The sequence below is a fragment of the Bacteroides caecigallinarum genome (assembly GCF_021530995.1).
Taxonomy (GTDB): Bacteria; Bacteroidota; Bacteroidia; order Bacteroidales; family Bacteroidaceae; genus Phocaeicola; species Phocaeicola faecigallinarum.
This window is the reverse complement of sequence record NZ_JADYTF010000022.1, coordinates 21648-35668: the sequence shown is the minus strand read 5'-3', so window position 1 is coordinate 35668 and position 14021 is coordinate 21648. Positions and strand designations below refer to the sequence as shown.

At 41.5% G+C, this 14021-nt stretch carries 13 protein-coding genes and 1 pseudogene; all 14 read left to right on the top strand.

Going from position 1 to position 14021, the window contains the following annotated elements; translation table 11 throughout:
- Positions 1-121: 121 nt before the first annotated feature.
- Positions 122-1009, top strand: a pseudogene (locus I6E24_RS05135) (AAA family ATPase); the annotation flags it as partial.
- 75 nt (positions 1010-1084) lie between these two features.
- Positions 1085-2029 (top strand): toprim domain-containing protein, encoded by a 945-nt coding sequence (locus I6E24_RS05130; protein WP_235326776.1) that lies wholly within the window; start codon positions 1085-1087, stop codon positions 2027-2029.
- Positions 2030-2302: 273 nt separating this feature from the next.
- Positions 2303-2776 carry a hypothetical protein gene (locus I6E24_RS05125; protein ID WP_235326775.1) on the top strand — a complete coding sequence of 158 codons (474 nt, stop codon included), beginning with the start codon at positions 2303-2305 and terminating at the stop codon, positions 2774-2776.
- A gap of 37 nt (positions 2777-2813) precedes the next feature.
- Positions 2814-3110, top strand: coding sequence for a DUF4134 domain-containing protein (locus tag I6E24_RS05120; protein WP_050541679.1), 297 nt, complete (start codon positions 2814-2816; stop codon positions 3108-3110).
- A 70-nt stretch (positions 3111-3180) separates the two neighbouring features.
- The gene (locus tag I6E24_RS05115; protein WP_214445210.1) at positions 3181-3537 is read left to right on the top strand and encodes a DUF4134 domain-containing protein; all 357 of its coding nucleotides are present in this window, start codon (positions 3181-3183) and stop codon (positions 3535-3537) included.
- A gap of 27 nt (positions 3538-3564) precedes the next feature.
- Positions 3565-3867, top strand: coding sequence for a DUF4133 domain-containing protein (locus tag I6E24_RS05110; protein ID WP_235326773.1), 303 nt, complete (start codon positions 3565-3567; stop codon positions 3865-3867).
- A gap of 154 nt (positions 3868-4021) precedes the next feature.
- On the top strand, positions 4022-6580 hold the full coding sequence (locus tag I6E24_RS05105) for a TraG family conjugative transposon ATPase (protein WP_235326771.1): 2559 nt from the start codon (positions 4022-4024) through the stop codon (positions 6578-6580).
- 9 nt (positions 6581-6589) lie between these two features.
- Positions 6590-9148 (top strand): hypothetical protein, encoded by a 2559-nt coding sequence (locus I6E24_RS05100; protein ID WP_235326769.1) that lies wholly within the window; start codon positions 6590-6592, stop codon positions 9146-9148.
- Positions 9123-9866 (top strand): hypothetical protein, encoded by a 744-nt coding sequence (locus I6E24_RS05095; RefSeq protein WP_075317494.1) that lies wholly within the window; start codon positions 9123-9125, stop codon positions 9864-9866. Before I6E24_RS05100 ends, I6E24_RS05095 begins: the two co-directional genes overlap by 26 nt.
- Before the next feature lie 24 nt (positions 9867-9890).
- Entirely contained in the window at positions 9891-10622 is a 732-nt protein-coding gene (locus I6E24_RS05090) for a DUF5045 domain-containing protein (protein WP_062695345.1), read from the top strand.
- Positions 10623-10655: 33 nt separating this feature from the next.
- Positions 10656-11786 carry a hypothetical protein gene (locus I6E24_RS05085; RefSeq protein ID WP_211451939.1) on the top strand — a complete coding sequence of 377 codons (1131 nt, stop codon included), beginning with the start codon at positions 10656-10658 and terminating at the stop codon, positions 11784-11786.
- A 23-nt stretch (positions 11787-11809) separates the two neighbouring features.
- Positions 11810-12424 carry a conjugative transposon protein TraK gene (gene traK / locus I6E24_RS05080; protein WP_235326767.1) on the top strand — a complete coding sequence of 205 codons (615 nt, stop codon included), beginning with the start codon at positions 11810-11812 and terminating at the stop codon, positions 12422-12424.
- 1 nt (position 12425) lies between these two features.
- A complete protein-coding gene (locus tag I6E24_RS05075) occupies positions 12426-12845 on the top strand; it encodes a hypothetical protein (protein WP_235326765.1) in 420 nt (139 codons plus the stop codon).
- Positions 12823-14016 (top strand): conjugative transposon protein TraM, encoded by a 1194-nt coding sequence (gene traM, locus I6E24_RS05070; RefSeq protein ID WP_235326780.1) that lies wholly within the window; start codon positions 12823-12825, stop codon positions 14014-14016. Before I6E24_RS05075 ends, traM begins: the two co-directional genes overlap by 23 nt.
- Positions 14017-14021: the final 5 nt, after the last annotated feature.

Below are 14021 nucleotides of genomic sequence, written 5' to 3'. Positions count from 1 at the left end.
AAGCAATCAGCCAGGCTTACGCACAAGAAGGCTACAAGCGTGGGGACAATGCAGTTAAGGATATGCTTAAAATCTTCTGTGAGCGCAAACTGATTACCAAGGACAAAGACGGTTATCATTATCATCCCGCACCTTTAATATTACAGCAATGGTTGCAGCAGCGGTAAACAATTCAACGGTTCTTAAATACCGGGCCAGTCTTCCTGATGGTAAACGCAAAATCCTCTATTTCGATACAGAACAAAGTAGGTTTCACTGCCACAATGTGATAGAACGCATCTACCGCCTTGCAGGATTGAGTCTGACAAAGGAAGATAAACGCATCAAGTTTTATGGGCTAAGGGAGTTCACTCCTACTCTACGTATTGCCCTCATAGATTATGCCCTCAGGACATTTGAGGATGTAGGACTGGTCATTATAGACGGCTTGCGAGATCTCATGTATGATATCAACAATGCCAAGGAATCTACAGATGTGATGACTATGCTCATGGCTTGGACAAGTAAATACAATCTTCACATCCACTGCGTGCTACACCTTAATAAGAATGACAATAACACCAGAGGTCATATTGGAACCGAACTCGAAAACAAGGCAGAAACGGTTCTGATAATCAGTAAAAACAAGCAAGATTCCAATATCAGTGAAGTCAGGCCTATGCACATGCGAGACAAGGAGTTTTCTTCATGGGCATTTCACATTGACGACAACTCTCTTCCCGTCTTGGATGATGGCTATCATATTACAGTAGTCAAACCCAAAGATAAGCCCTTGACATCTCTGCCAGATGACTTACATGCCAAAGTACTTCGCACTGTTTTTGAAGGTGAGAGCCCACAGAGGTATCTTGAACTGGTGAAAGCAATCAGCCAGGCTTACGCACAAGAAGGCTACAAGCGTGGGGACAATGCAGTTAAGGATATGCTTAAAATCTTCTGTGAGCGCAAACTGATTACCAAGGACAAAGACGGTTATCATTATCATCCTGCACTCCTGCCGTTAAAGTAAGTTTATGAGTTTAAGTTTAACAGGGTATATATATACTAAACTTATATAAGCCCAATTAGACATTATTGATATGCCATGACCATAGATGAAATAAAATCAGTCAGTATTGTACAGTTCCTTGAAACGGAAGGTTATCAGTATGCCTATATCCACCGAGGTAATTACTGGTATCTATCTCCCTTTAGAGCTGAATCGTCTCCATCTTTCAATGTCAGTCCTACAAAAAATCTTTGGAATGACTTTGGGGCCAGCTCAGGAGGAAACATTATAAATCTTGTTCAGAAGATGCATCCTTCATGGAATAATCATCAAGTACTTACTTATCTTGAACAACAGATTAAGAACCATAATCTCAAATATGCTGAAGATTATGAAACGATGACCAAAGAACAACAAAGAAGAAATGCGTGGAATAAGAGCCATATAGCAGAAAAGGGTAATGAAAGAAAAAGTATTACTTTCATTGATTGTATTAGCAACCTCAGTCATCCCAATCTGAAAAGATATATTTTACAAAGACGTGTTGACTTCGAGGTTGCTCAGGAGTTCTGTAAGGAAATACATTATCATATCAACGATAAACATTATTATGCCATAGCCTTTGAAAATGTAGATGGTGGTATGGAAATCAGAAACAAATACTGCAAACGCAGCATCGGAAAGAAAACAATATCTGTAATAAAGCCCAACGGTGAATCACATTCTGAATGCTGCATATTTGAAGGTTTCTTTGATATGCTCACGTATGCAAGTATCAGAAAATGGATGATGGATATACAACTTTGTGTTGAAAACGACTGTGATTATATTGTTCTTAATTCAATCAGTAATATTAAATCTGCACTTCCATATCTCCAGGTATATGATGTAGTACACTGTTATCTTGATAACGATGCTGCCGGTATAGCTACAACAAAGAAAATCAAAGACGAATATTCAAACAAGGTAATTGATGAATCTGTCAGATACCCAAATTTCAAAGATCTGAACGATGTCATCAATGGAATAGTAAAGGAGTAACAAAAATAATAAGTCTGTTCTATTAGTTTAAGGAGGTTCCCCACAAGAGAGCCTCCTTTTTTTGTGATGTTTTTATTCTAATAGTATGATTTTTACCAGAATATCATACTTCTAAACAAATGTATGTTAATACTGAGATTCAAATCGGCATATTTTTATCTAAATACCATAAAACACATTTTCTTTGTCATGTCACAGGAGCAAATTGATTTTAAGTTTTGTCTTCTGAGTATGAAACTTTTTTATAATAACACATTAAAATCAGATTGAGAAATGCCAGGATTTGTAATATTCGTATTCGTCCTCACCTTTGCGTATGTGGTTTACTTTTCAGTAATGATTACCCTTGACCTTCATAGTAAGAAAGACGAAAAGAAAACGGATGAAGAGACCATTGATGTCAGCAGCATGGATAATGAAGAAGTGCCGGTTTCCGTGGAAGAACATAATGATGGTCCTGAAGGTAGTGACATGACATACACAGAGCAAGTAACAGACGACGGCCTTCGGGTAGTCATTCCAACAGGCAATAAGCAGACCAACAGTTCCCCTCCTGAAGATGAAGAGTCTAAATCCACTCAACAGACTACTACAACTGAAGAGCTCAATAAGGAAAACGAAGAGAACATGGAAGAAATAGAGCCAGCTCCTCAATATTGTTTTTATCCTGATGAGTTCATGCAAAATCTCAACGACAAACACAACAAAAGAAAAATAGAGAAAAGGAATGCAATCGATAAACTGTAAAATCAATCAACTGTTTTTTATTGCCTGTTTCGGCTTCATGTTTCTCCAGCCTCAGTCGGCATTTGCTAAATGCGGCGGTGTTGACTACAGCTGGGGAGCTGACGCATTGAGTAATGCCCATGATTTTACGGTCACAATGATGCTCTATGTAGTATATCTTCTTTACGCTATTGCATCCATAGTAGCAATTATCGGAGCTTTACAAATCTATATCAAAATGAATACCGGTGAAGGAGATGTAACCAAATCAATCATGATGCTGGTCGGAGCTTGCCTGTTTATGATTGGCGCAACTATCATTTTCCCTGCATTCTTTGGCTATAATATTGTATAAAAGTAAAAAAATAAATAACCAAGCAAGTAAGGATAACGTGTCTAATTTTTAACTGTAAAACAACAAGAAAATGAAGAAAATCAAGAATTTAGCCAAAAGGATTTTCAATGCTAAACGTGTTGGAACACTGGCCATGTTGCTCTTTTGCGGAGTAGCCGCCACTTATGCTCAGAATGCTGCAGGAGACTACACAGCCGGAACAAATGCACTGACAACAGTTACGGAAGAAATTGCAAAGTATGTTCCATACGTTGTGAAGCTTTGTTATGCCATAGCCGGTGTCGTTGCCGTTGTCGGTGCCATCAGCGTTTACATTGCAATGAACAATGAAGAGCAGGACGTCAAGAAGAAAATCATGATGGTCGTTGGAGCATGTATCTTCCTTGTAGCCGCTGCACAGGCTTTGCCTTTGTTCTTTGGTATCTAACCATTAACCAAGCTGTATGGATTCGTCATGACAAAGGAATCGGGCAATCATCAATACGTCAGCTATCCCATGTTCAAGGGGCTTCAGAAACCCCTTGAATTTATGGGATTCCAAGGCAGGTATATCACCTGGGCTGCGGCAACTGTAGGTGGAGGTATTCTCAGCTTTATCATAGTGTATTGTATCCTCGGATTTGTTGCCGGACTCACCATCCTTGCTGTCACTCTATGCACTGGTGCTGCACTTATCTTTTTCAAACAAAGGAAAGGATTGCACACCAAGAAAGAGGAACATGGCGTATTCATCTATGCTAATGCACATAAGATGTAATCGGTCAACATGATAAATGAGCAAGAGAGTTGGATTTTGAATAGTGTGTGGTTAGGCTCACCCTCCCGTTAGGATGAGCCTAACATAGTTTATACGACAACTCTCAGATTGTGAACGTAACTGATAAGTAATCGAATAATAAATTCAAAGAACAATGATTCTATACGTCATCTTAACATTTGTGGCAATCCTTATTGGTATGGCTATCTCAGTCATGGCTTTCGGTACTGGAGGGAAACGCAAGAAAATTTTCCAGAATATCTACTTCTCTGTGGAAGAGGTCAACGGTATCGGGGTACTTTACACCAAGACCGGTGAATACTCGGCCATTCTGAAGATGGAAAATCCGGTACAGAAATATTCGGCCGACATTGACAGTTACTACGAGTTCAATCATCTCTTCACTGCCCTTGCACAGACTTTAGGTGATGGATATGCCATCCACAAACAAGATGTATTTATCCGCAAGAAGTTTCATGACGAGAGCAATGATAACCATGAATTTCTGTCGGAATCATATTTCAACTATTTCACAGGTCGTTCCTATACCGACTGTCAGAGCTACCTGATTATCACTCAGGAAAACAAGAAGAGCAATCTCTTCTCATTTGACAGCAAGAAATGGCGTGATTTCATGGTTAAGATACGCAAGGTCAAGGACCAGTTGAAAGACTCCGGTGTGGATGCCCAATTTCTTGATGGCAATAAAGCCCGTGATTACGTAGACCGCTATTTCTCTATGAACTTTACCGACAAACATTTGTCGATGAACAACTTCAAGATAGATGACGAGTCTATTACCATGGGTGATAGAAGATGCAAGATATATAGTCTCGTGGATGTGGACTGCATCAACATCCCCTCTCTGGTACGTCCGTTTACGAACATTGAGGTGAACAATGTTTCCATGCCAGTAGACATGGTATCATTGTTAGACAGCATACCGTCAGCTGAGGTGGTCGTGTATAACCAGATGCTCTTCATTCCCAACCAGAAAAAAGAACTTTCTCTGCTTGAGAAGAAGAAGAACCGCCATGCAAGTATGCCAAATCCAAGCAACCAGATTGCCGTGGAGGACATTAAAAATGTACAGGATGTTATCGCAAGAGAAAACAAGCAGTTGGTATATACCCATTTCAATCTTATCGTTGGAGTACCCATCGATACGGATATTCAGCGATGTACCAATCATCTGGAGAATCTCTTCAGCAAGTTGGGAATCCACATCAGCAAACAGTCATATAATCAGTTGGAACTTTTTGTCAATTCATTCCCTGGAAATTGTTATGCCACCAATCCTGAATACGACCGTTTTCTGACCCTTAGTGATGCAGCAGCATGTCTTATGTATAAGGAAAGGATTCAGCATAGCGAGGAAACACCGCTGAAAATATACTACACCGACAGGCAGGGAGTCCCTGTTGCAATAGACATCAGTGGTAAGGAAGGTAAGAACAAGATTACAGATAACTCTAACTTCTTCTGTCTTGGTCCTTCGGGCAGTGGTAAAAGTTTCCACATGAACAGCGTGGTACGTCAGATGTGGGAACAGAATACAGATGTGGTTATGGTCGATACAGGTAATTCTTACGAGGGACTTTGCGAGTATGTAGGTGGCAAGTATATCAGCTACACCGAAGAGCATCCTATCACGATGAACCCTTTTGCTATCAAACGTGAAGAACTGAACATCGAGAAAATAGGTTTCTTGAAGAATCTGATTATGCTTATCTGGAAAGGCACCCAGGGAGTAGTTACCAAGACGGAAGACCGGCTTATTGAACAAGTCATCAAAGAATACTTTGACGAGTATTTTGTGAACCGTCGTATTGAGAATCTCTCGTTCAATACCTTCTACGAGTACAGTATTGTCCGCATACCGCAAATCATTGAAGAAAATAAACTTTCCGGCATTGACTTGGCGGCCTACAACTATCTGTTGAAGGACTTCTACAAGGGAGGCAGTCATGAGGTGACGCTGAATGAGAACCTGGACACCAAACTGTTTGATGAAACCTTCATCGTGTTTGAAATCGACTCCATTAAGGATGACCCTCTTCTATTCCCTCTTGTTACGCTTATCATCATGGATGTGTTCATCCAGAAGATGAGAATCAAGAAGAACCGTAAGGTACTGGTTATCGAAGAGGCATGGAAGGCTATCGCCTCTCCCATGATGGCCGAATATATCAAGTATCTATACAAGACAGCCCGTAAGTTCTGGGCTTCTGTTGGTGTGGTAACGCAGGAAATACAGGATATTGTAGGAAGTCCTATTGTCAAGGAAGCTATCATCAATAACTCAGACGTGGTAATGCTGCTCGACCAGAGCAAATTCCGTGAGCGATTTGATGAGATTAAGGCCACACTCGGTTTGACTGACGTTGATTGTAAGAAAATTTTCACTATCAACCGCCTGGAAAATAAGGAAGGACGAAGTTTCTTCCGTGAGGTCTTTATCCGACGTGGAAGTGTCGGGGCTGTATTTGGAGTTGAAGAGCCACGTGAATGCTACATGACCTACACTACAGAGCGAGCTGAGAAGGAAGCCTTGAAACTCTATAAAAGAGAGTTGAAATGTGACCATCAGCATGCCATAGAAGCCTATTGCCGGGATTGGAATCTTTCAGGAATAACCAAGTCTTTGGCCTTTGCACAAAAGGTGAACCAGGCTCAACATGTACTTAATCTCAAAACAAAAACAGAAATGTAAGATTTGAAAATGAAACGCTATCTGATAATACAACTTCTATTTCTCTGTGCTATAGTGCCTGCTATGGCACAGTACTACAGCGTAAATTATGATACTCGCACTGTAGCGGAAATGGCGGCGGCTTTCGGTACAGAAGCTGCTACAGAGGCGTATTATGCTCAACAGATAGCCAAGATCAGGGAACATTATCAGGCAGCGGAAGTGGCCGCTGCAGGAATCTTCAGTTCCAAGTTCCTCGACCGCAGAGCTCTCACAAACCTGGGACTATGGACCAGTGCAACAGAGAACTACTATTACCGCCGTATATACAACATGGTGTCTGCCAAAATTATGCCCAAAATATGGACTGTTGCCGGCATGATGCTTAAAAGTCCTCATAACGCCCTCTATTGGGGTAGCTATCTCTATAAGATCTGTGATGAGGTAAAGACTTTGTGTTATCAGTTTGAGTCTATTGTTACCAATAGTACTTTGTCATTCAAGGACATCGTATTTCTTGAAATCAACCAGGAACTTGCAGCAATTCTGAAATTGTCAGAACTGGGCAATGTGGATTGGAATGTTCTGCTTGAAAGCTTCTCAAATATTGGTACAAACTTCACAAAGGAAAACCTGAAGCAAGACATAGATAACCTCTATGCGATGGGCGTTAGCCTTGCTTCAGCTGGAGCCGGCAATGCTGTAAGTTCCATTCTTGGGAACAGTTCCTTTAACGGTACCATCATGGAGAAGACAAGCAGTGTCATTGAGATAGCCGAGAATGTGTACGACTTATACGGCAATCTTTCCAAGAATGCCGGAAATACCTTATTACAGTTTATCGGTGGTGAGGAAGGCATCGCCAATCTCTTCTCTTTGTCGAATTACAACACAACGGCATGGATTACAGACTATGCCAATGAAGCATTCGGCCAGTACTACACACAAAGGTGGTATATCTACCGTGTAGATGCTGGCACCATTAAACTTTGCGACTATTATCCTCCCGAAGACAATAACTCAATTATCAATGGTGATCACTGGTACAGAATCAGCACTACAGATGAAAACTTTTATCCATCATCTACCCAACGAGAAGCTGCACTGCAGAACTCCGAGAATCATGCAGGATACAGCCGTTCACAGATAGCCAATCTGAACAAAGCCAATGATGGTTATACCTACAGCATCTCATACTACATGCTCGCATATAAGATTACTTCTTCAAAAAAAGGATTATATGCAAAAGCATACGCTTACGAGATTTATGCTACCAAAAGCTGGAATCGTAAGGAAGTAGCCTATGAAGACATATTTGATTCATACACTATGGACCTGAATACCTTTAAGGCCGGGATGAACGCACGTCTGTCTGAACTTAACGATAATGAAGAGGGCTATACCTATTATCTGGGAAGTGACCCAAAGAAATACTACCAGACTACCAATGCCCAGAAAATTTCAGGATGTGAGACAGCAACCATCAGCGTAACCTGTCATGGTGGCGCCAAATTAGGAGAAGGTTCAACACAATACAAATGTTCTGATTGTGGAAGCAGTGTAAACAACCATACCAAGCAATGTTCTATGGCAACAAGTGTTTCCGAAGGAAGTATCAATATATCTGAAATAGACTCCAAAATAACGGAGTTGAAACGAAATATTGTCTCAGTACAATCAGAAATAACAGCACTGGAGGCAGAAAACGCAGAGCTCCTGAAAAAAATCCAGACAGCAAGCGTTGAGGATGCTGCAATATACAGACAGTCCTACAATGAGAACAAGGACAGAATATCAAGCCTAAAAGCTGAGATGAGCTCGTATGAGACAGAACTGTCACAGTATGAACAGGCAAAGCAGGAAGCTATCGACGGTGAGAATGCTGCCACGGATGACTACTACCGCATACCGGCTATCATGCAGGATTGTAAAACAGCCTATAATCTGTCGTGGAACGGTTCAGGTGCATGGGAAGGCAATACATTCGTTCGTACAGCCTCCATGCCCAACATCAACGGTACCATAACCTTTAAGGCAACCATATCCATAGCCCGGAAACCAAAGTATTTCCTTTGGATTAAGATACACCGTGCTATCGTACAAATTTCATGGACGCTTACTACTGAGTACAGTGACACACAGGTTGTTGAAGTTATCAATCTCGATCCGTCCAAATCGGATGCGGAAAAAGCCAACGAGGTCAATTCAAAATTATCAGAAGTGGCCAGAGAATTTCCGGATTGCACTCCTTCTGTGGAATATGCCAAAAGCAGTCCTATAGAAACAGATGATACCGGTGATACCTATCATCTGCTCTGGTCAAGTGACAGACTTGAAATAGCCCGTCAGATTGACACGAGACTAACCAATATCTATGCCGACCTTGTGTCATTGGAAAAGATGATGCACTACAAACATTCCATCATAGATATGCTGAAAAGCGTAGTCCCGTATATCAACGATGACAGTGGCAGAAGATTGACACTCATTGAACAATGTAGAAAACGATGGTTGCGTCAGGCAGCCTCCAGTGCCCACTCAGATACATATAATGGTAAATACGATGAAGATGAAAGCGACCAGGAATAAAATATTGCCGATTATTGTTTGCCTTTTGGTATTGTTCCCGTTCACTGCCAAGGCTCAATATGGTTTTGATGTAGCTTCCATAGAAGCCTATATCAACGACCATAAACAACAACGAAGTCTGCTGCTTGTTCGATCCACACTGGAAGCGAGCAACAAACTTCTGCATGAGTACAGCAGTGATGCCAATATCGGCTTCAGGGACATCAATAAGGAACTTGACAGATACACACGTGCGTTTGACGTTATTGACATTCTGTATCAGTCTCTTAGAACTAGTCTCAATATCTACAACACCTACGAAAACATCAGTGACCGTGTGGGTGATTATAAAAACATGCTTGAAGACTTCAGAAAGAAGTGTCTGGACAGAGGAAACATTGTAAGTACAGATACCTTGATAATCACAGTCAATGCCGGGGCCTTGGCAAAGATTGCCGAAGAAGGAGACAATCTGTATCGTTCGGTCAGTGATTTAATCCTGTATGCTACCGGTGCGGCAGCCTGTTCTACAGCGGATCTCTATCTCATTCTGATGAACATAAACAACTCACTTGACAATATCAGGACGCATCTGAACAGGGCATACTTTGAGACCTGGAGATACATTCAGGTACGCATCGGATATTGGAAAAGACAGGTTTATCGTGCAAAGACCAAGGAAGAGATTATTAATGATGCTTTTGGCCGGTGGAAAGTTGCGGGCTATTTAGGCTATTAAATAACAATTTAAAACTCAACAGATATGGTACATTCTATCAGTTATCGGACAACATTATGTTTATGTGCAATGCTGCTTTGTTTCAAAGCAGCTGCCCAGTCTTATGTGACATACAACCACGATGCTACAAAGATGAATCAGATTACAGTTCAGGAAATAGGTGTTGGCGGACTAACCCCTGCTTTCTACTACACCCTCTTTCATAACAGCTACCAGAAATCGGCAGCAAGTAAAAACAAGCTGAGCTTTAGGACACTGGCTGGTGTAGAATCATACCAACAGGTAGATTTAGCTGACAGCATTCAAGCGTCACTGACTCAGCGGGCAGAAATTGAAGCTCTCAATATTGCCGATAGACAGATTGATATTGCCTGGCTTGCAGAAGGCAGCAAAGTGAATAACAAGCTATCAGACTTTGAAAAGAATATCAACCGCATCATCAGTTCTGGAGGTACGGTAAATGATAAAACGCGATGGAACGAATACTACAATATGTTCAGGACAGCCATTAAAGAAACCCAGGACGCTTATATGCCAAACGCCCAAAGGAAAAGACAATACCTTGCGATATATGCTGATATAGAGCATCAGAATGAAATTCTCATAGCGTATCTGATTCAGTTAAGCAACAGGAACAAGACAGCTTCCTTGTTGGCCGCCCGCTTGAACAGACGAACTGATGTTGCTTCTCATGCAACCGAAGCATTTAGCCGTTGGCGAGAAGCCGGGCAACTAAATTCAGAAGGGCACAATTAACAGAGAATTATAACATAAAAGGAAACTAAAATCATGGCAGATTCAAATATACTCTCAGATTTCGGTATCAATATTCTTGAAGAAGAGATTGATGACGTGATTTTCCAGACAAACGAGTTCCTTACAGATGCCACATTCACAGGCTCACAAGGACCGTTCTGGTGGATTCTCCAAATGTGCATGGCTCTCGCTGCTCTGTTCTCTATTGTAGTAGCAGGGAATATAGCCTATAAGATGATGGTGAAGCACGAGCCTCTGGACGTGATGAAACTGTTCCGGCCATTGGCAATATCCGTTATTCTGTGCTGGTGGTATCCACCTGCAGATACGGGAATAACCAACAGCGGAAGCAGCTGGTGCTTCCTTGACTTTCTTTCTTACATTCCTAACTGTATCGGTTCATATACTCATGACCTTTATCAGGCAGAATCCTTACAGATAGAAGATAAGTTTGAGGAAGTTCAGGAACTCATTTATGTCAGGGACACTCTCTATACATCCTTGCAAGCTCAGGCTGACGTAGCACATTCAGGAACGTCCGATCCAAATCTTATTGAGTCCACGATGGAACAGACCGGTGTTGAAGAAGTGACTAACATGGAAAAGGACGCATCCAGACTATGGTTCACTTCACTCACAGCTGGTGCAGTGGTCGGACTGGATAAAATCATTATGCTCATCGCTCTGATAGTTTATCGCATCGGTTGGTGGGCTACCATCTACTGCCAGCAAATCCTGTTGGGAATGTTGACCATCTTCGGACCGATACAGTGGGCATTCAGTCTTCTGCCCAAATGGGAAGGAGCCTGGGCAAAGTGGCTCATACGTTATCTGACCGTACATTTCTACGGAGCTATGCTGTACTTCGTAGGATTCTATGTACTGCTCCTATTTGACATTGTCTTGTGCATACAGGTGGAGAATCTGACCGCCATTACAGAAAGCGAACAGACTATGGCTGCCTATCTGCAAAACTCGTTCTTCTCAGCCGGCTATCTCATGGCCGCAAGTATTGTGGCACTGAAATGTCTTAACCTTGTACCTGATTTGGCCGCATGGATGATACCGGAAGGTGATACAGCATTCTCAACTCGAAACTTCGGTGAAGGAGTCGCACAGCAAGCCAAAGTATCAACCCAAGGCATGATTAGCAAAGTATTGTAAGCAATAAATCAATATGAAATATTATGGTAATTAAGAATCTTGAAAACAAAATCAAACTGGTGCTGATTATATGTTCCCTTTTCCTTGTAGGCTGCATCATTATCTGCATCTCCAGCATTTGGACAGCCCGGACAATGGTCTCGGATGCCCATAAGAAAGTCTATGTATTGGATGGCAATGTGCCTATCCTTGTTCATCGGAGCACAATGGACGAAACACTTGACGTGGAAGCAAAGTCTCACATTGAGATGTTCCATCATCTGTTTTTCACTCTGGCTCCAGATGACAAATATATCAAGTACACAATGGATAAAGCGATGTATTTAGTGGACGAGACAGGTCTTGCCCAATATAACACATTGAAAGAAAAAGGATTCTACTCGAATATTATGGGTACGAGTGCTGTGTTCAGCATATTCTGCGACAGTATAAAATTCGATAAGGAAAAGATGGAGTTCATGTATTATGGCAAACAGCGTATAGAACGACGGACAAGCATTCTTACCAGAGAACTGGTCACTGCAGGTCAGCTGAAACGTGTACCGAGGACTGACAATAACCCTCACGGATTGCTCATCACAAACTGGAGGACACTTATGAATAAGGATATTGAACAAAAGAACAAAATGAACTACTAATATGGGATGGAAAAAATTATTTGTCGGAGAGAAGATGCCAGATAAGGATGATCCGAAATATAAGCAAAGATACGAAAGTGAAGTCAATACCGGTCGCAAGTTCGCACGTATGATGAAACTTGATGTGCTTGCCGGAATGGTTCAGAACTTTGCCAACAACCACAGGAAACTGTTTCTTGTCATTGTTTTCGGACTTATCATACTCTGTCTATGTCTGAATATCTACAGAATGGCATTTGTGTTTAACAGGCAGCAATCCGTCCAAAGTGCCACAGAAAGGCAGGAGCTGATATGGCGTAAACATTACAACAAGGGCAATCAAAAATCCAAACGTCTTCACGAAGTACTTTCTACCGTCAATGACGAATCTAATAATAACAACGTAAACATAAAGAATGATGGACGCACTGAAGAACATTAACTGGAAGCAGCCAAAGTACATGATTCCAATAATCATCTACTTTCCCCTGTTGTTTGTCGGTTACTTTGTCATAGATCTGTTTCATACGGAGAAGGCAGAGACTCCTAACGGACTCACTACGACTGATTATCTGAATCCGGAATTGCCTGATGCCAACATGAAAGGCGATGGAATTGGCAAAAAGTATGACAATATGCTTAAATCATATGGGAAAATAGATGACTATACTGCTTTAGGAAACATTGACCGTAATGAAGAAGACAACAAAGAAGAGTATGATTCAAAATATTCAGAAGAAGAGCTTAAACAATTGGAATCTCAGAAACAGGAAGCCGAGAAACTCGCTGAGATGCAAAGACAACTACAGGAGAGCGCACAGAAAGGTCAGGAAGTCGCACAAGGCGACGGTACTTCTGAAGAAGACCGCTTAGCCATCAGTAAACAACGTGAGCAAGAAGCCATGGAGGAGCTGAACCGAGCTATTGCCCAAGCCAGATTGCAAGGTCTGCAAGCTACAAATTTGCCGACTGATACGGATACACTTACAAAGATGAATGAAAAGAATCTGGAAGTGTCCGATGAAAAAGAAAAAAACGATGAACCCCAGGAAGTGGTCAAGAAAGTCAGAGTAACGTCCGATTATTTCAATACTATCTGTGAGAATGAAAAAGAACAGAAGTTGATTAAAGCCATCATAGATGAAAACATCAAGGCAGTTGACGGCTCAAGAGTCCGTCTCCGATTAATAGATGATGTGGAAATCAATGAACTTGTTGTTCCCAAAGGATCATACCTTTATGCAACTATGAGCGGTTTTGGCTCACAGCGTGTTAAAGGCAATGTTACAAGCATCATGGTAGATGGTGAGATTATCAAAGTAAACCTTGCCTTCTATGATACAGACGGATTAGAAGGACTGTATGTTCCAAGCAGCCAGTTCCGTGAAACTACAAAAGATGTGGGTAGCGGTGCGCTAAGCAATACATCAACACTCACCAATACAACCACATCTGGAAACAGTCTGGCATCATGGGGAGCGCAAGCTATTTCCAATGCAGTCCAGAAAAGCAGTAATGCCGTCAGCAAGGCAATCAAAAAAAATAAAGCCAAGCTCAAATATGGCACTTTTGTTTACCTAATTAATTCTCGTTCAAACAACAAAGAAAAATAATTTAA

Coding starts and splice junctions, on each gene's coding strand:
- I6E24_RS05095 (WP_075317494.1), top strand. CDS start 9,123: ATGAAGATGAAAGCGACCAGGAATAAAATATTGCCGATTATTGTTTGC.
- I6E24_RS05120 (WP_050541679.1), top strand. CDS start 2,814: ATGTTTCTCCAGCCTCAGTCGGCATTTGCTAAATGCGGCGGTGTTGAC.
- I6E24_RS05085 (WP_211451939.1), top strand. CDS start 10,656: ATGGCAGATTCAAATATACTCTCAGATTTCGGTATCAATATTCTTGAA.
- traM (WP_235326780.1), top strand. CDS start 12,823: ATGGACGCACTGAAGAACATTAACTGGAAGCAGCCAAAGTACATGATT.
- I6E24_RS05115 (WP_214445210.1), top strand. CDS start 3,181: ATGAAGAAAATCAAGAATTTAGCCAAAAGGATTTTCAATGCTAAACGT.
- traK (WP_235326767.1), top strand. CDS start 11,810: ATGGTAATTAAGAATCTTGAAAACAAAATCAAACTGGTGCTGATTATA.
- I6E24_RS05100 (WP_235326769.1), top strand. CDS start 6,590: ATGAAACGCTATCTGATAATACAACTTCTATTTCTCTGTGCTATAGTG.
- I6E24_RS05105 (WP_235326771.1), top strand. CDS start 4,022: ATGATTCTATACGTCATCTTAACATTTGTGGCAATCCTTATTGGTATG.
- I6E24_RS05075 (WP_235326765.1), top strand. CDS start 12,426: ATGGGATGGAAAAAATTATTTGTCGGAGAGAAGATGCCAGATAAGGAT.
- I6E24_RS05125 (WP_235326775.1), top strand. CDS start 2,303: ATGCCAGGATTTGTAATATTCGTATTCGTCCTCACCTTTGCGTATGTG.
- I6E24_RS05110 (WP_235326773.1), top strand. CDS start 3,565: ATGACAAAGGAATCGGGCAATCATCAATACGTCAGCTATCCCATGTTC.
- I6E24_RS05090 (WP_062695345.1), top strand. CDS start 9,891: ATGGTACATTCTATCAGTTATCGGACAACATTATGTTTATGTGCAATG.
- I6E24_RS05130 (WP_235326776.1), top strand. CDS start 1,085: ATGACCATAGATGAAATAAAATCAGTCAGTATTGTACAGTTCCTTGAA.